Raw genomic sequence first — 16390 nt, forward strand, 5'->3', positions numbered from 1 at the left:
GGTTCAGTCCGGGGGCGTCTTGTTGAGCTTGAGGACCGCGCCGGCGAGATAGAGCGAACCGCAAACGACCACCCGCGCGCCCTCGATATGGGCGGCGCGCGACAAGGCATCGGGAACCGAGCGGGCGATCGTGGTCCTTATCCCGTGCGCCTGTGGAAAGGGCGCCAGTTCTCCCGCCTTGAGCGCTCCGGGTTCGCCGGGGATGGGCACGACGAACACCTCTCGCGCCATATCCTTGAACGGAGCAAAAAAGCGCGCCGCATCCTTGGTCGCCATCATGCCGGCAACCAGCACCAGCGGGGCGGAGCGGGTCTGGTCCATCTCGGCAAGGGCGGTTGCCAGCGCCCCGGCTCCGGCCGCGTTATGCCCGCCATCGAGCCAGAGCTCCTGGCGCTCGCCCAGATATTCATTGAGCGCGCCGCGCAAGGGTGTGAGCCGGGCGGGCCAGACCGCGCTACGCAACCCAACCGCGATGGCGTCTTCCCCGACCGGCAGGCCGAAATGGCGTATCGCCGCGATGGCCAGCGCCGCGTTGTCGATCTGGTGCGGGCCGACAAGGGCGGGCAGGGGCAGGTCGAGCAGTTGCGCATCGTCCTGATAGACCAGTCGCCCGCGCTGACTAAAGCCGTCAAAATCGATTCCCGCCGCAAAGGGGGCAACCCCGAGACACCGGGCCTCATCCATGATGGTCTCGAGCGCCTCGTCAGGCTGGCGCGCGATCACCGCCGGGGCGCCGCGCTTCAATATCCCTGCCTTGGCCGAGGCGATCCCGGCGAGCGTGTCGCCCAGGAACTGGGTGTGGTCGACCGAAACCGGCGTGATCACCGCGCCGAGCGGGTGATCGATGACGTTGGTGGCGTCGAACCGCCCGCCAAGCCCCACTTCGAGCAGCAGGTAATCGGCCTCGACTTCGGAAAAAAGCAGGAAGGCCGCGCAGGTCGTGATCTCGAAAAAGGTGATGGGCGCGCCGCCATTGGCCCTTTCGCAAGCTTCAAGCGCGGTGTTGAGGCGACGCGAGGAGACGAGCGTTCCCGCCAACCTTATGCGCTCGCGGAAGGCGGAGAGGTGCGGGGAGGTATAGACATGGACCGTCTTGCCCGCCGCTTCGAGCATCGCCCGCATATAGGCAATGGTCGAGCCCTTGCCATTGGTGCCCGCAACGTGGATGACCGGGGGCAGGCGATCCTGCGGGCGGTCCAGCGCCTCGAGCAGCCGCAAGGTGCGGTCGAGCTCGAGATCAATCAGCTTGGGGTGCAGCGTCAGCAAACGCTTGAGGATCGCGTCGGTACGGGACATCGTGCGGCCTGCCGGAAAAGGAAGCGCCCGGCGGGAACGCCGGGCACGGGAGACATCAGGGCCTATTCGGCGTGACCGGCAACCGGGGTCGTGGCCAGAAGATCGTCGTCGCCTTCCGCCGCGATCGCCACGTCGCGCGCCGTGAGCGCGGGCACGCTGGCGGCGTCGGCGCGGGTGGGGATGGCGTCGTTGGCAGGCGCCCCGGTCATCATCCGCACGAGCGAAGCGATGGTCGGCCTCAGATCGTGGCGGTGGATGACCATATCGACCATGCCGTGATCGTAAAGATATTCGGAGCGCTGGAAGCCCTTGGGGAGCTTTTCGCGGATGGTCTGCTCGATGACCCGCGCCCCCGCAAAGCCGATCTCCGCCCCCGGTTCGGCCAGCTGGATGTCGCCCAGCATGGCGTAGGACGCAGTCACCCCGCCCGTGGTGGGGTTGGTGAGGACGACGATATAGGGCAGGCGCGCCTCGCGCAGGCGCTGGACGGCAACCGTGGTGCGCGGCATCTGCATGAGGGACAAAATCCCCTCCTGCATGCGCGCGCCGCCCGAGGCAACGAACATCACGAACGCGGTCTTGTCGCGCACGGCCGCTTCAAGCCCGGTGATGATGGCCGAACCCGCCGCCATGCCGAGCGATCCGCCCATGAACTCGAAATCCTGCACCCCCACGGTCATGGGCGTACCGTAGACATCGCCCTGGGCGATGATCACGGAATCCTCATTGCCGGTCTTGGCGCGGTATTCCTTGAGCCGGTCGGCATAGCGCTTGATGTCGCGGAACTTGAGCGGATCGTGGGCGACCGAGGGCAGAGCGAGTTTTGTATATTTGCCCTCGTCGAAGAAATTGGTCAGCCGGTCGGCGGCCTTGATCTTCATGTGATAGCCCGAATTGGGCACCACCCACTGGTTGGATTCCAGATCGCGGTGGAACACCATTTCCCCGCTCTCGGGGCATTTGACCCAGAGATTGTCCTCGACGTCGCGCTTGTTGAGGAAGGAGCGGATTTTGGGGCGGACGACGTTGTCGATCCAGTTCATCTCGGTTTCTCGCCTAGAGCGCTTCCAGGACAAGTGGATTCCACATATCCGGTTCGGAAACGCGTCAAACTAAATTCAGTCCCTGTTACATCCCATCTGCCCGGCAGGCCGGTCTGGGACCTGCCATATGTAGGATGCGATTGTGGCAATTTATATCAGCTTCTGGCGCGCTTTGCACCCTCGGCGAGCGTGCGCACGACATTGTGGACAGCTTCGGGGGTCCCCCGCTGCGGCACCCCGTCGACAAGCGATTCCGCGATCGCCGACACCAGCGCCGAACCCACGACCACCCCATCGGCGTCCCGGCCGATGAGCGCGGCATCCTCGGCGGTCTTGATACCGAACCCCACGGCGATGGGAAGGCCGGTATGGACCTTGATGCGGTTGACCGCCGTACCCACCGCGCCGCGGTCCTTGATCTCGGCCCCGGTGATGCCGGTCATCGAGACGTAATAGACAAAGCCCGAACTGTTCTTAAGGACCGTGCCCAGTCGGTCATCGTCGGTGGTGGGTGTGGCCAGCCGGATGAAATTGAGCCCCGCCTTGAGCGCGGGCAGGCACAATTCGCCGTCTTCCTCGGCGGGCAGATCGACGACGATCAACCCGTCGACACCGGCGGCAAGCGCATCGGCGATGAAATCGTCGACGCCGTAGATATAGATGGGATTATAGTAGCCCATCAGGACGATGGGGGTCTCGGTATCGGTCTTGCGGAAGCGGGCGACCATATCGAGGGTCTTTTTGAGCGTCATCCCGGCCTTGAGCGCGCGCTGCCCCGCCATCTGCACGGCGACGCCATCGGCCATGGGGTCGGAAAAGGGCATGCCCAGTTCGATGATATCGGCCCCGGCGGCGGGCAGGCCGGCAATAATTGCATCGGCGGTGGCCTCGTCGGGGTCTCCGGCCATCACAAAGGAGACGAAAGCGGGGCGGTTCTCGGCCCGGGTCTTTTCAAAACGCCTGTCGATGCGAGTGGTCATAGGCCGTCCGCCCTCCCTGCCAGAGCTTTTCCTGTTTTGATGGAACCGAAACAGAAGCTCCAAGTCTTTGATTTATCACGCCGGATAAAGGGCAAGAACGCCCCAAGAGTCAACCACGGGCCCGGAAAAGAAAAAGGCATCCGCGGATGGCGGATGCCGGTTTCTTCACATCTGGGCGAGGCACCGTGCCTACTTGCCCGAAAAAGCCTTGTCGAAGGCGTAGCGGGGAAGGCTATCCCTGCTCAGCCCGCGTGCCTTGAGAGCCTCGTCGGACAGTCCGGAAAGATCGCGATAAAGCGCGGAGGCGGCACGGGCGCGCCCAATGTCACCGAAAAAGCCTGCCAGGCCGTCGAAAACACGATTGGACATGTGAACCTCCATTTCAATCGAAGTTGATTACGATTGATAGATGGACCCCGATGCCCTGTTTGTGTAGGGCCATATTGGTCATGCCAGCCATCCGGCCTGCGCATGGCTGGCGGGTTTGCTGAATCGTTTCCGGTTTTTATCCTGTCGCCGCGCGTGAAAGCCTCAGCGGATCTAGAATGTTTCAGGTTTTGATGGAAACGGCCTGCCGGGACGGGTGGGGATGGATCGCGCTGGGTTCCGGGAACGAGTCCCGGAAGGACATTGGCGGCTTTGGCCGATACCGGCCCCATTCCCGCCCGTCGCCCCGGGCTTCAATCCCGGGGTCCAGACCGAACCCGCCGCAATCGCAAGAGCCTCGACGATTCCGTCAGAACCTGAAACGATCTAATGCGCGGCCTCCCAGTTCCGGGCGGCTTTTGCGTCCACGTGGATCGGCACGGCCAGCCGCACGGCTGGTTCGGCTGCCCCTTCCATCACCTTGCGGATGACGGGGATGGCGGCTTCGGCCTTGTCCTGCGGCGCTTCAAAGATCAGTTCGTCATGGACCTGCAAGAGCATGTCGGCGTCGGCCTTTTCGGCGCCAAGGGCTTTTTCCATGCGGATCATGGCGCGCCGGATGATGTCGGCGGCGCTCCCCTGGATGGGGGCGTTGATCGAGGCGCGTTCGATGAAGGCGCGTTCGGAGGGGTTCTTGGTGTTGGCGTTCTCGAAGGGGATTTTCCGGCCGAAAATGGTCGAAACGAACCCTTGCGCTTTCACCAGCCGCTTTTGCTGGTCCATATAGTCCTGGATACCGGGGAAACGCTTGAAATAGGTCTTGATGTAGTCGCTCGCCTCCGAACGGGCGATGCCGAGCTGGTTGGCGAGCCCGAAGGCCGAGATGCCGTAGATGATACCGAAATTGATCGCCTTGGCCTTGCGGCGCACCATCGGATCCATGCCCTCGATAGGCACCCCGAACATCTCGCTTGCCGTCATGGCGTGGATGTCGAGCCCTTCCTCGAAGGCGTCTTTCAGCGCGTCGATATCGGCGATATGGGCAAGGACGCGCAATTCGATCTGTGAATAGTCCGCCGAGATCAGCAGATTGCCCGGCCGGGCGACGAACGCCGTCCTGATCTTGCGCCCGTCCTCGGTGCGCACGGGAATGTTTTGCAGGTTCGGATCGGTCGAGGAGAGCCGGCCCGTTGCAACCGCGGCCTGATGATAGGAGGTGTGGACGCGCCCGGTGCGCGGGTTGATATAGCCGGGCAGCGCGTCGGTATAGGTGGATTTGAGCTTGGTGACCCCGCGCCAGTCGAGCAGCACCTTGGCCAGCGGCACGCCTTGGGCTGCGAGGTCGTCGAGCACCGAAGCGCCCGTCGCCCAGGCGCCGGTCTTGGTCCTGGCGCCGCCTTCAAGGCCCATCTTGCCGAACAGGATATCGCCGAGCTGCTTGGGCGAGCCCAGATTGAATTTTTCGCCCGCCAGCGCGTGCGCCTCGGCTTCAAGGGCCGCGGCGCGCTGGGCGAAATCGCCGCTCATGAGCGAGAGGATCTGCCGGTCGACCGAGATCCCGCGCGCTTCCATCCGCGCAAGCACAGGGGCGAGCGGACGGTCGATGGTTTCGTAGATGGTCGTTGCGCCAAACGCGGCGAGCCGGGGCTTGAGGACATGCCAGAGCCTGAGCGTCACATCGGCGTCCTCGGCGGCATATCTGGCCGCGTCCTCGATGGCGATCCTGTCGAAGGTGAGCTGGTTCTTGCCGGTGCCGGCAAGATCGGTGAATTTGAGGCAGGTGTGGTTGAGCCAGCGGTCGGCCAGCGCATCCATGCCATTGTTGCGCGCGCCATCGAGCGCATAGCTCATGAGCATGGTATCGTCGATCGAGACAAGCTCGATGCCGTAGCGGGCAAAGATGCCCAGATCGTATTTGAGGTTCTGGCCGATCTTCAAAATCGCGGGGTCCTCAAGGACGGGCTTGAGCATGTCGAGCGCGGTGCGCATCTCCATCTGGCCCTCGGCCCGCCCGCCCCCGAACATGTCGCCCGCCCCATCGACATGGCCGAGCGGGACGTAGCAGGCGGTGCCCGGTTCGGTCGCAAGGCAGATGCCGACAAGGTCGGCCTGCTGGTTGTCGAGCCCGGTCGTTTCGGTATCGATGGCGACGTGGCCCTTTTCGATGATCCTTTCGACCCAGCCGGCCAGGTCGTGGGGGTCGCGCACGATGGTATAATCCTCGTGCCGGCAGGGGATGGCGCGAATGGTTTCGAGCACCGCCTCGGCGTGGGCCTCGGGGCCATGATCGGTGGCGTGGGTCGTGCCGGTGTCGGCGGAAATGCCCGACTGGCCCGAAAGCCCCTCGCCCGAGGCGGCGAGCGCGGAATCGGCCTCGAAATCGGCTGGATCGACCTCCAGAAGCGTTGCCACCCGGCGCGTGAAGGCGGCAAATTCCATCGCCTTCAAAAACGGGATCAGCGTTTTTGCTTCGAGCGGCTGGCGGACGAGATCGTCGAGCGGGGTCTCGACGGGGGTGTTGCAGTCGAGCTCGACCAGCGTGCGCGATATGCGGGCCAGTCCGGCATTCTCGAGGATCGTTTCGCGGCGCTTTTGCTGCTTGATCTCGCCCGCCCGCGCCAGAAGGGTTTCAAGATCGCCATATTCGTTGATGAGCAAAGCCGCGGTCTTGATCCCGATGCCGGGCACGCCCGGCACGTTGTCCACCGCGTCCCCGCACAGCGCCTGAACGTCGACCACCTTTTCGGGCCCCACCCCGAACTTGGCGACAACCTCGTCGGGCCCAATCCAGCGCATGGGCGGTTGGCCGGGGCGGGCGATGGTATCGAGCATCACGACGTTGTCGTCGACAAGCTGCATCAGATCCTTGTCGGAGGAAACGATGGTGACCTTGCCGCCTTTATCGCGCATCTGGCAGGCATAGGTGGCGATGATATCGTCGGCCTCATAACCTTCCTGCTCGATCGAGGGCAGGTTGAAGGCGCGGGTCGCCTCGCGCGTCAGCGGGAATTGCGGCACCAGATCCTCGGGCGCCTCGGGGCGGTTGGCCTTGTACTGGTCGTAAAGATCATTGCGGAAGCTCTTGCCCGAATAGTCGAAGATCACCGCCATGTGGGTGGGGGCGTTGTCGCCCTTCAGATCCTCGGAGAGCTTGAACAGCATGTTGCAGAACCCGGCGACCGCGCCGACCGGTAACCCGTCGGACTTGCGCGTCAGGGGCGGAAGCGCGTGATAGGCCCTGAAAATGAAGGACGAGCCGTCGACGAGGACGAGGTGCATGAAGAAGGGCTCCGGCGGGTCTGAGGTTGGTGCGCACCTTGGCGCGGAATCGGATGCCGGGCAAGACCGGAGGGGCTTGCCGGGTTCGTCGCGAAAATAGACGATTTCGCGACCGGCGTCTCCGTATAACTGCCCACAAGAGGAGAAGGTGGGGCAGGGCAATCGGCTTTAGATCGTTTCAGGTTTCGATCGAAACGATCGGTTTGTCTCCGTCGCTATCCCGGGATCCATAGCGAACCATCCAACACGGCGGACTTTGCAGCATGGGCCCCGGCTTTCGCCGGGGCAGCAAAGGAGCTTGAGGCCGATTCCGACAAAATCCGAAATGATCCAGTGTTTGGAAAGGCATCGCTGCCCCTCATCCGTCTCGCCCTTCGGGCGATCCACCTTCTCCCACGAGGGAGAAGGGTAACCGGGGGGGGCGATCTCGGGCTTAAGCCATATCCGGCGAGCGGACGCCCATGATGAGGGCCCAGTAGGTGCCGTAGGTGTTGAAGGTGGTCGAGGGGCCGCGCCGCACCGAGATGCCGAACTGGACGTAGTCGGGATTGACCATGACCCTATGGTGGGCCCGCGATTCCATCCAGCCATCAATCGCGGTGGCAAGGTTGGGCGGGCCGCCAGCGAGGTTTTCGCCTGCCGCGCCCCAGAACCCGGCGCGCCGCAGCCGCTCGATGAAGGGCTGGCCCGCCTCGGCCGTGTGGGCGATCTTTGTGGTGCGGGCCATGATCCCGGCCTGTTCCTCGGCCACCGCCTGGAGCATGGCGTTGTGGGTCAGCTCTGTAAGCCCGTTCTCACGCCGCATGGCGTTAAGCGCGCCATTGGCCTCGGCGACCGAGACGGTGGAGACCGGGGTGGCACGGGCCGTCGTCATGATGACGGGGGAGGGCGTACACCCTGAAAGCCAAAGCGCCCCGCCCGATGCGGCGAGACCAATAGCGAACTGACGGCGGGACAACAGCTTCATGGCGCCTCTTCTATCAGATCGGCGCGGGACCGGAAGATGCAAAAAACGCCGCCCCCGAAGGGAGCGGCGCTCTTTTGAAAGCCGGTGGAGGAACGGTCCGGCTTATTTGCGGGTGCGCCAGCTATCGGCGTAGTTCTCGCGCGCCTCGCGGGCGTAGGGGGTGGGCGAAACGCGGACGCGGATCTCGGCCTGCTTGTGGGTTTCGGCCGAGGTCTTGCCGGTCGGCTCGGGCTCACCCCAGAGCATGGTGAGCACGTCGCCTTCCTGGACGTCGGCGTTGACGACGCCGAGCGAAAGGACGCACCGCTCGTTGAACGAATAGCCGTTGAACATCGACATGCCGACCATCTTGCCGTCCTTCATGACCATGTCGGCCGAAGAGGAGGCGTAGTTGGGCTGGGGGAAGTCGATCCACTTGTAGGGTGTGCCGTCCTCGAAGGCCGAGGCGATGACCTTGAGGACGTCCTCGCGGTTCCACTCGAAGGTGACCTTCTTGCGGTTGGTCTGGCCCTTCATCTTTTCGAGCGCGGCCTTGCCGATGAAATCGTCCTTCTTCCAGCCGATATAGAAGTCGTAGCCCAGTTCGAACGGATTGACGTAGTAGTCCTCGATATTGTCGGAAACAAAGCTGCCGCCGATGGCACCCGAGGCTTCGTAGCTGTCGGCGCCCAGCCATTCGCGGTAGGCGGCCAAGAGGCCATCGCCCGAATAGATGCCCGGCAGGGGCGAGGGAATCCAGCCCGATTCGAGCGTGTTGGTCGAATAGGCCCGCGAGCCGCAGCGCACGAGATCAACGCCAGCTTCCTTGGCCGCATCGAGGATGCACGAGAGGATATAGCTCTTGTCCTCGTACGGGCCCCAGATCTCGAGACCCGGCGCGCCCGACATGCCGTGGCGCAGGGCCTGCACCTTTTTCGATCCGATATTGATGTGGTCGACGTGGAAGAACTTGATGTCCGGGATCGGACCGCGGTTCAACTTCTCGAAGATCTTGTTCGCCTCGGGACCCTGGATCTGGTAGCGGTAATGGGTGCGGAACACCCGCTCGCCCTCGGGGCGCGACGGAGAGCGCGGGTCGTGCGTGATGCGCACGTTCCACTTGCCATAGGCGGCGTTGAACAACAGCCAGTTCGAGGTCGGTGCGCGGCCCACGAGGACAAACTTGTCCTCACGCTCGCGGAAGATGATGTGGTCGCCGATGACGTGGCCGGCCGGGGTCACGGGCACGTAGTGCTTGGCGCGGTTGAGGCTGAAATTGGCAAACGAGTTGATGCCGTGATGGGACAGGAACGCTTCGGCGTCCGGGCCCTCGACGATCACTTCGTCCATGTGATGGGTCTGGTCGAACAGGACGGCGGAATTGCGCCACGCCCACTGTTCGGTGCGCCAGTTGGAAAATTCCGGCGCGACGACCGGGTATACATACATCCCGATCCTGGAATTGCGGAGCCGGCCCACAATGTCGGGGTTTTCTTTCATGATATCGGCAAGACTGGTGTGCGCCATGGCAATCTCTCCCTTGGGTTTACGCTTATGATGTATACATATGCGCTGGTTCAGGGGCGAAAAGCAAGTGTATTTCGCCAGGGCACAGGTGACATGCGCACATTATTTCGCGTGCGTCGTCTTGTGCTCTGCCTCCTCGCTTTTCCAGCGAAAGCCGAAATCCGGAACGAGTCCCGGAATGACATTGATGACTCTGGCCGATACCTGCCCCATGCTCGCCTGTCACCCCGGGATTCATTCCCGGGGTCCAGACCGAACCCGCCGCAATCGCGGGAAACTCGATAATTCCGTCAGAACCTGAAGCGATCTAAAGAGCCGGGATGAACGGGTTTGCAGCCCCGCCTCGATCTCCCTCGAGCTCGGTGCGGCCGTCGGCTCGGCCGCGGCCTCCTCATGACACCGACCGCACAAACATTGGCCCTCCGCGCCAGCGGGGGAAACCATAGCCATGTATCTCGACCAGATCGATATCGGCTGCCTGGCGTACGATACCTTCCGCAAGAATCCGTTCGCCCTCCGCCGCCATCTCGGCGACAAGGCTGTCCGCGATCTGCTGGCGGGTCCGGGTTTTGCCGGGTCCCACCGAACCTGCAAGCAACTTCATGACATCTTCCGACATGACGGGTGTGCGGCTCCCCGAAACGTAATCATACCACCCGGCGCCGACCTTTTGTCCCTTTCGCCCGGCGCGCACGAGTATGTCGCCAAGCGTTTCGGCGATTTGCGTGCCCGCCGAGCGGGCGGCCTCGCGCTGAGCGAAAGCAATGTCCAGACCTCCGAGGTCCTGGGCCTCGAACGGCCCCATGGCAAATCCATAATCGCGCATTGCAGCATCGATTTCCGCGATGGAAATCCCGCGGCGCACCAGGTCTTCGGCTGCGGCGCGATACCGTTTGAGAATGCGATTGCCGACAAACCCTTCGCAGACGCCGGACCGCACCGGGATCTTGCCAAGGCGCCGCGCCAGCGAAATGGCTGTCGCCAAGACGGTCTGGCTGGTCTGTGCCAGCGGTACAATTTCGAGCAGCTTCATGATATTGGCGGGGCTGAAGAAATGAAGCCCGATGAAGCGCTCCAGCCCGGAAACGGGTTCGGCAATCGCGCGCGGATCGAGATATGATGTGTTGGTCGCCAGAATGGCGTCGGGCCGGCATATCCTGTCGAGCCGCCCGAACAGCTCCTGCTTGATGGCGATGTCCTCGAACACCGCCTCGATCACCAGATCGGCCGCCGCCAGTGCGGTAAGATCGGATATCGCGCTGAATCGCGCCAATCTCGCCTCGGCCTCAGCGTGGCTCAGCCGCCCGCGTTTGACTGTTCCTTGGTAAAGCGCCTTCAGATTGGTTTTGGCCCGTTGAGCGGACTCCAGGTCGCGTTCAACCAGAGTGACGGTCAGCCCCGCATCGAGAAAGGCGGCTGTGATGCCGATCCCCATCGTACCACCTCCTACGACGCCGATCTGTTCGATCGGAAGAGAGGCAATGTCTTTGAGGTCGGCCGGGCGGAGCGCGGCGCGTTCTGCAAGAAAGACATGGCGAAGCGCGGCTGCCTGCGGGGCGGTGCGCAGTTCAAGAAAGGCTCGCCTCTCGAAAGCCATTGCCTCATCAAAATCATGTGTCGTCGAAAACTCTATGCTTTCCAGCGCCTTGAGCGGGGCCAGCTCGCCCCTGGCGCGTCGCGTCAGGATCTGGCGCTGAGCCTCCCATGCAAAATTCCCCGCATGCTGCGGACGCTGCGAGATCGCCGGCGGCAACGGACGATGAAGCGCTTCGCGGAGATAGCTGACAGCCTCCGTCATCAACTCGCCATCGATCACTTCGTCGACAAGACCAACCGCTAGAGCCTCCGGGGCGGAAATGGGCTTGCCGGAGGTGATGAGGTCCACCGCGGCATTGACGCCGATGAGACGGGGCGTCCGGACCGTGCCCGACGCACCGGGAATGACCCCGAGCGCGACTTCGGGAAAGCCCAGCGAAGCGTTCCGCGCCGCCAGCCTGAACCGGCACCCCAACGCCACTTCCAGCCCACCGCCGAGGGCAGCGCCATGAATGGCGGCAAGCCAGGGTTGGGGCGCGTTCTCGATAGCGGCAACCAGGTCCGGCAAATGCGGCGGCGCGGGCGGCTTATCGAACTCGTTGACGTCGGCGCCGGCAATAAAGGTACGGCCTGCACAGAGCAGAACCACGCCCCGGACGCCGGCATCCGCGCCCAGACTGCCCACCACCTCGAGGAGTTGCTCCCGCAGCGCCTGGCTCAGCGCGTTGACTGGTGGATTGCTTACGGTAACGATTGCGATTTCAGCGTCGCGGGTAAGGGTAACGAGCTTCATCGGAAATTCCTCTGACTGAAGTGAAATCCGCACAAATAACTGATTTTAAGCACAAATTTCAGATTTCTCGGTTGGCTGGAAACGCCTTCTGTGCAAGAGTTGGCGAATAGCGTTCGCGTAAATTTTGTGAGACGGGAGACGAGGGTTGCAGGCTTCGGATAGTGTTCTTTCGGCAGTCGAGGATGGCGTTCTGAAGCTGACGCTGAACCGGCCCGACAAGCTCAACGCGTTCAATATCGAAATGCATGTGGCGCTGCGGGCCGAGCTGGAACGCGCCTGTGACGATACCACAATCAGGGCTGTCCTTTTGACGGGCTCGGGGCGCGCCTTTTCTGCCGGGCAGGATCTGAGCGATCGCGATCCGCGCAAGCGGACCGCCCCGCACGATCTGGGCCATTCTCTCGACACCTATTACAACCCCGCCATCCGTCTCATCCGCGATCTGCGCAAACCCGTGGTCGTCGCCGTCAACGGCGTGGCGGCAGGCGCCGGCGCCAATATCGCGCTGGCCTGCGATATCGTGATTGCCGCCCGTTCGGCCAAATTCGTACAGGCGTTTTCCAAGGTCGGGCTGGTGCCGGACGCCGGCGGAAGCTGGACGCTTCCCCGTATTCTCGGGGAACCCCGCGCCAAGGCCCTCATGTTGACGGGTGAACCGCTTGCCGCCGAAACGGCTGCCGAATGGGGTCTCATCTGGAAAGCCGTCGACGATGTGGATCTTCTCGATCAGGCCGGCCAGCTTGCACGCAAGCTTGCCAAAGGCCCCACGATCGGACTTGGTCTGACCAAACATCTGATCCAGCTTGCCGCCTCCAATACGCTCGACGCCCAGCTCGACCTCGAGCGCGACAGCCAGCGTGTTGCCGGCAACAGTGCCGACTATGCCGAAGGTGTCGCCGCCTTTCTCGACAAGCGCCCGCCGGTTTTTCGCGGGGAGTGATCCCCGCCCCGGAAAGGAAGCGATCACTCCCCCCTTTTGTTCTGTTCAGCGCAAAATGCCGCCAGGTGATCCGCCACGCGCCCTAAGGCGCGGCCAGCGAACAGCGCCGCTTGCGGAGACAACAGATCATATTCACCCGCGCCCGACGCCAGGCGGATGCCGATCTGCGCTTCGACCGCAAAGGGCGGCAAACCCCGTTCCGCAAGAATACGGCCATAGTCGACGCGGTCGAGCTCGCTCGCCGTCACCGCCCGCCCCCAGACCTGGCTCGCCAGCCCGGCAACCTCATGCAGATCGAGCGCCTCTGGGCCTGTGAGCTCGTATATCCGGTTCGCGTGTCCCGGCTGGGTCAGTACGGTGGCGGTGGCCTCGGCCACGTCGCGGCGGAAGATATAGCCCACTTTGCCTGCGGCTCCCGGCAGCGTTAGCGAGCCGGTTTCCCACGCTCCCACCAGGGCATTGTCGAGATTTTCGACGAAATGATTGTTGCGCAGGATCGTATAGGGCACGCCCGAATCCATGAGGTAGCGCTCGCTATCTTCATGAACCGCGGCATAGGGAAAGAGGCTTTCGCGCTTTGGATTGATAAAGCTCGTATAGACGAGCCTTCCCACGCCTGCATCGCGGGCGGCATCGATCGCCGCCCGATGCTGTTTCACCCGCGCTTCGACCGGGGCGGTTCCACAGATGATCAGCGCGACGTCCGCCCCCGAAAAGGCGGCCCGCATGGTTTCAGGCCGGTCAAAATCCGCCGTGACGGTTCTGATCCCGCCTTCCGCAAGATCGCCGATTTTCTCTGGGTTTCTGGTACCCGCAACGATTGCGGAGCCAAATCCGCGCTGTGTGAGGGCTGAAACAATTTTCCGCCCCAACTGACCGGATGCGCCGGTGATACTGATCATGGTTTCTCGGAAGGTTAAGCGTTTGGTGCAGTATGGGGACGATCGAGCGGTGAGATCACGCTAGATGCGCTTGTCTCGACCGGCCCAATAATCTTCGCGGATCACGTTCTTCTGGATTTTGCCAATCGGCGTCTTGGGAAAATCGGTCACCAGCTTGATCAGGCGCGGCCGTTTGAAGCGCGCCAGCCGTTCGGTGCAGTGACCGACCAGATCCTCTTCGCTCGCGGTGCTCCCGGCCCTGAGCTGGACATGGGCCGCGGGAACTTCGCCCCATTTGTCGTCAGGAATGCCGAACACGGCGCATTCGGCTACCGCAGGGTGATCGTAGAGCACGTTCTCGATTTCCTTGGGATAGATGTTCTCGCCGCCGGCGATGATCATGTCCTTCGAGCGGTCGACCAGCGTCAGGAAACCATCGGCATCAACCGTCGCCAGATCGCCACTCCAGGCCCAGCCATGGCGCCAGAAAGCCTCGGTCTGCTCGGGATCGTTATAATATTCGAGCATGACATTGGCACCGCGCGCGACGATTTCGCCGATCTCGCCCGGCTTGACCGGGTTGCCGTCGCGATCGAGCACCGCCAGATCGGCGTTATAGACCTGCCGGCCGACGCTGCCGAGCTTGTGCGGCAGGTCGTCCGACTTGAGCGCCGCCACGATGCCCATCTCCGATTGCCCGTAGAACTGCGTCAGCCTGAGTCGCGGCAACTTTTCAAGGATCGTCTTCTGGACCCAGTCCGGCATGGGTGCGCCGGAAAAGTTGAGCTTGGTCCAGACGGAGTAGTTTTCGGCATCGAAATTCTCGTCGCCCACCAGCATGCTGACCTGGGTAGGCACCATGAAGGCAGCGCTGATACCGTAAGTCCGCGAGAGCCTGGCGTATTCCCCGACATCCCATTTGGGAAGAAGGACGGTGGTCGCCCCGACCAGGACGGCAGGCTGAAGCATGATATTGAGCGCTGCCACATGGAACAGGGGCGTGACGACGGCCACGACGTCCTTTTCCGTGATACCGCTTTCAACGACGACCGTATGCGCCGTGACCACCCGGCTCTTGTGGTTGGCCAAAACCCCTTTGGGACGGCCGGTGGTACCGCCCGTATAGGTCATGCAGAAGGGATCATCCTCGTCGATCTCGACGCCGGGATCGGTATCGGGATAATTGGCGAGGAGGGCGTCGAAGGTCGGCTCGTCGCCGGCCGCACTGCCAATGAGGATCGTCTGCCTGAGCCTGGGCAGGCGCTCGGCGGCCTGCTTCACGCGGTCGGCAAAGCAATCTTCATACAGCAGAACCTCCACATCCGCCTTGTCGAGGACATAGACCAGTTCCTCTAGCGCATAGAGCACCGAGACATTGACGAAGACGCAGCCTGTGCGCGACGCGCCGAAGAACGCCGTCACATATTCCGGGCGGTTGCGCGACAGAATGGCAACCTTGGCGCCCTTGGCCAGTCCCATGTCGAGCACGGCATGAGCGAAACGGTTGGCGTCCCTGTCCAGGTCGCCATAGCTTTTCTCTACCCCGTGGCAGATGATCGCCGCCTTGCTCGGAAAGCGCTCCGCGGAACGCCGCAGCATATCTCCAGTCAACACCCCTTCGCCTCCCTAAATCGCGTTACACGCCACGGATCAGCGCATGGCCGATCCGCATCTTCATGAGTTCATTGGGGCCATCGACAAGCTGGGTCACCTTGGCGTCGCGCATCAGGCGCTCGACATGGTTCTCGCGATAATTGCCGTAGGCGCCGAAGACCTGCACGGCGTCGATGGTGACTTTCATCGCCATGTCCGAGGCCTGCATCTTGACCATGGCGCACAGCTTTGCGGCCTCGCGGCTGGTCGTATCGTCGGTCTCATCCATCCAGCGGGCGACCTGATAGACCAGCGCGCGGCTGGCCTCGATCTGCGTTGCCATGTCAGCGAGCGAGAACTGGATCGCCTGATGCTCGATCAGCGGCTTGCCGAAGGTGTGACGCTTCTTGGCATAGGCCAGGGCGTGCTCGAACGCGCCCTGGGCGACGCCGAGGGCCTGCGTGCCGCCACCCAGGCGGCCCAGATTGAGGGCCTGCGCGAAGAGCTTGAAGGCGCCGCCGATTTCACCCAGCAACTGCGAGCGCGTCACCCGCACATTGTCAAAGAACACGTCCGCCGGCGGCAGCTGGCGGAAACCCATCAGTTCATCGGCCTCGCCCACAGAAAGCCCTGGCGTACCCGCATCGACGACGAAGGCGGAAATGCCGCGCGTGCCCAGGCTCGGATCGGTGAGAGCGAACACCAGATACATGCCGGCGGCGCCAGCCAGCGAGGCAACGCGCTTGTGGCCGGAGATGAGCCAGCCATCGCCGTCCGCAACGGCCGTCGTCTTCATCTGGGCCAGGTCGGCGCCGGTATCGGGCTCGGTGATCGCAATGCAGGTCAGCGAGCCCTCGGCCATGCTCTTGATGGCGCGCTCGCGCAGCGCTTCGTCCTGGCAATGGGTGAAGATCGCATAGGCACAGGCCTCGTGCGACACGATGTTGGCATAGCCGCCATCAACCTTGGCGATCTCTTCCTGCGCCAGCACCAGCGACATGGTATCTGCGCCTTCGCCCCCCTTTTCCTTCGGGATGTGCAGGCGCAGCAAGCCTGCATTTTCCAGCAGATGCAGCCCCTCCCACCACTGCTTGGAGTGGCCCGTCTGGCGGTCGATATCGATGATGATCTTGGAGAGTTCGCGGGCAGCTTCGGCTGCTGTGTCACGAACGGAGATTTGCGCGGGTGTGAACACGTGCATGGAAAATTC

General features: G+C 62.9%; 12 protein-coding genes. 1 reads left to right on the forward strand and 11 read right to left on the reverse strand.

Going from position 1 to position 16390, the window contains the following annotated elements:
- Nucleotides 1-3: 3 nt before the first annotated feature.
- The 8 genes from DQG18_RS00455 to DQG18_RS00490 all read right to left on the reverse strand — a co-directional run bounded on the left by DQG18_RS00455 (nt 4) and on the right by DQG18_RS00490 (nt 11766).
- On the reverse strand, nt 4-1296 hold the full coding sequence (locus tag DQG18_RS00455) for a bifunctional folylpolyglutamate synthase/dihydrofolate synthase (protein WP_116652264.1): 1293 nt from the start codon (nt 1294-1296) through the stop codon (nt 4-6).
- Nucleotides 1297-1358: 62 nt separating this feature from the next.
- Nucleotides 1359-2339, reverse strand: a complete 981-nt coding sequence (accD, locus tag DQG18_RS00460) for an acetyl-CoA carboxylase, carboxyltransferase subunit beta (RefSeq protein WP_116652265.1) — start codon at nt 2337-2339, stop codon at nt 1359-1361.
- A gap of 155 nt (nt 2340-2494) precedes the next feature.
- Nucleotides 2495-3319, reverse strand: coding sequence for a tryptophan synthase subunit alpha (gene trpA, locus DQG18_RS00465; protein WP_116652266.1), 825 nt, complete (start codon nt 3317-3319; stop codon nt 2495-2497).
- A gap of 189 nt (nt 3320-3508) precedes the next feature.
- Complete coding sequence (locus DQG18_RS00470) at nt 3509-3688, reverse strand: hypothetical protein (RefSeq protein ID WP_157969947.1); 180 nt, start codon at nt 3686-3688, stop codon at nt 3509-3511.
- A gap of 384 nt (nt 3689-4072) precedes the next feature.
- Nucleotides 4073-6964, reverse strand: coding sequence for a DNA polymerase I (gene polA, locus DQG18_RS00475; protein WP_116652268.1), 2892 nt, complete (start codon nt 6962-6964; stop codon nt 4073-4075).
- A gap of 433 nt (nt 6965-7397) precedes the next feature.
- On the reverse strand, nt 7398-7931 hold the full coding sequence (locus DQG18_RS00480) for a CAP domain-containing protein (protein WP_116652269.1): 534 nt from the start codon (nt 7929-7931) through the stop codon (nt 7398-7400).
- A 102-nt stretch (nt 7932-8033) separates the two neighbouring features.
- Nucleotides 8034-9437, reverse strand: coding sequence for a vanillate/3-O-methylgallate O-demethylase (ligM, locus tag DQG18_RS00485; protein ID WP_116652270.1), 1404 nt, complete (start codon nt 9435-9437; stop codon nt 8034-8036).
- Between the two features lie 391 nt (nt 9438-9828).
- Entirely contained in the window at nt 9829-11766 is a 1938-nt protein-coding gene (locus DQG18_RS00490) for a 3-hydroxyacyl-CoA dehydrogenase NAD-binding domain-containing protein (protein WP_116652271.1), read from the reverse strand.
- A gap of 145 nt (nt 11767-11911) precedes the next feature.
- On the opposite strand from DQG18_RS00490, the gene paaG reads away from it, so the two are divergent.
- Nucleotides 11912-12706, forward strand: a complete 795-nt coding sequence (gene paaG / locus DQG18_RS00495; protein ID WP_116652272.1) for a 2-(1,2-epoxy-1,2-dihydrophenyl)acetyl-CoA isomerase PaaG — start codon at nt 11912-11914, stop codon at nt 12704-12706.
- Nucleotides 12707-12729: 23 nt separating this feature from the next.
- Here the strand turns inward: paaG and DQG18_RS00500 are convergent, their stop codons facing one another.
- Genes DQG18_RS00500 through DQG18_RS00510 form a run of 3 tightly spaced genes read right to left on the reverse strand, consistent with a single transcriptional unit; the run spans nt 12730 to nt 16381 of the window.
- The gene (locus DQG18_RS00500) at nt 12730-13608 is read right to left on the reverse strand and encodes an NAD(P)H-binding protein (RefSeq protein ID WP_116652273.1); all 879 of its coding nucleotides are present in this window, start codon (nt 13606-13608) and stop codon (nt 12730-12732) included.
- 60 nt (nt 13609-13668) lie between these two features.
- The gene (locus tag DQG18_RS00505) at nt 13669-15186 is read right to left on the reverse strand and encodes a class I adenylate-forming enzyme family protein (protein WP_245958325.1); all 1518 of its coding nucleotides are present in this window, start codon (nt 15184-15186) and stop codon (nt 13669-13671) included.
- A gap of 37 nt (nt 15187-15223) precedes the next feature.
- Nucleotides 15224-16381 (reverse strand): acyl-CoA dehydrogenase family protein, encoded by a 1158-nt coding sequence (locus DQG18_RS00510; protein WP_116652275.1) that lies wholly within the window; start codon nt 16379-16381, stop codon nt 15224-15226.
- Nucleotides 16382-16390 lie beyond the last annotated feature (9 nt).

Origin of the sequence: Pelagibacterium sediminicola, assembly GCF_003390885.1 — a bacterium.
Classification (GTDB): domain Bacteria; phylum Pseudomonadota; class Alphaproteobacteria; order Rhizobiales; family Devosiaceae; genus Pelagibacterium; species Pelagibacterium sediminicola.

What these genes read in the sequence shown, in the direction of transcription:
- DQG18_RS00455 (WP_116652264.1), bottom strand. Translation starts at nt 1,296, where the DNA reads ATGTCCCGTACCGACGCGATCCTCAAGCGTTTGCTGACGCTGCACCCC.
- accD (WP_116652265.1), bottom strand. Translation starts at nt 2,339, where the DNA reads ATGAACTGGATCGACAACGTCGTCCGCCCCAAAATCCGCTCCTTCCTC.
- trpA (WP_116652266.1), bottom strand. Translation starts at nt 3,319, where the DNA reads ATGACCACTCGCATCGACAGGCGTTTTGAAAAGACCCGGGCCGAGAAC.
- DQG18_RS00470 (WP_157969947.1), bottom strand. Translation starts at nt 3,688, where the DNA reads ATGTCCAATCGTGTTTTCGACGGCCTGGCAGGCTTTTTCGGTGACATT.
- polA (WP_116652268.1), bottom strand. Translation starts at nt 6,964, where the DNA reads ATGCACCTCGTCCTCGTCGACGGCTCGTCCTTCATTTTCAGGGCCTAT.
- DQG18_RS00480 (WP_116652269.1), bottom strand. Translation starts at nt 7,931, where the DNA reads ATGAAGCTGTTGTCCCGCCGTCAGTTCGCTATTGGTCTCGCCGCATCG.
- ligM (WP_116652270.1), bottom strand. Translation starts at nt 9,437, where the DNA reads ATGGCGCACACCAGTCTTGCCGATATCATGAAAGAAAACCCCGACATT.
- DQG18_RS00490 (WP_116652271.1), bottom strand. Translation starts at nt 11,766, where the DNA reads ATGAAGCTCGTTACCCTTACCCGCGACGCTGAAATCGCAATCGTTACC.
- DQG18_RS00500 (WP_116652273.1), bottom strand. Translation starts at nt 13,608, where the DNA reads ATGATCAGTATCACCGGCGCATCCGGTCAGTTGGGGCGGAAAATTGTT.
- DQG18_RS00505 (WP_245958325.1), bottom strand. Translation starts at nt 15,186, where the DNA reads ATGCTGCGGCGTTCCGCGGAGCGCTTTCCGAGCAAGGCGGCGATCATC.
- DQG18_RS00510 (WP_116652275.1), bottom strand. Translation starts at nt 16,381, where the DNA reads ATGCACGTGTTCACACCCGCGCAAATCTCCGTTCGTGACACAGCAGCC.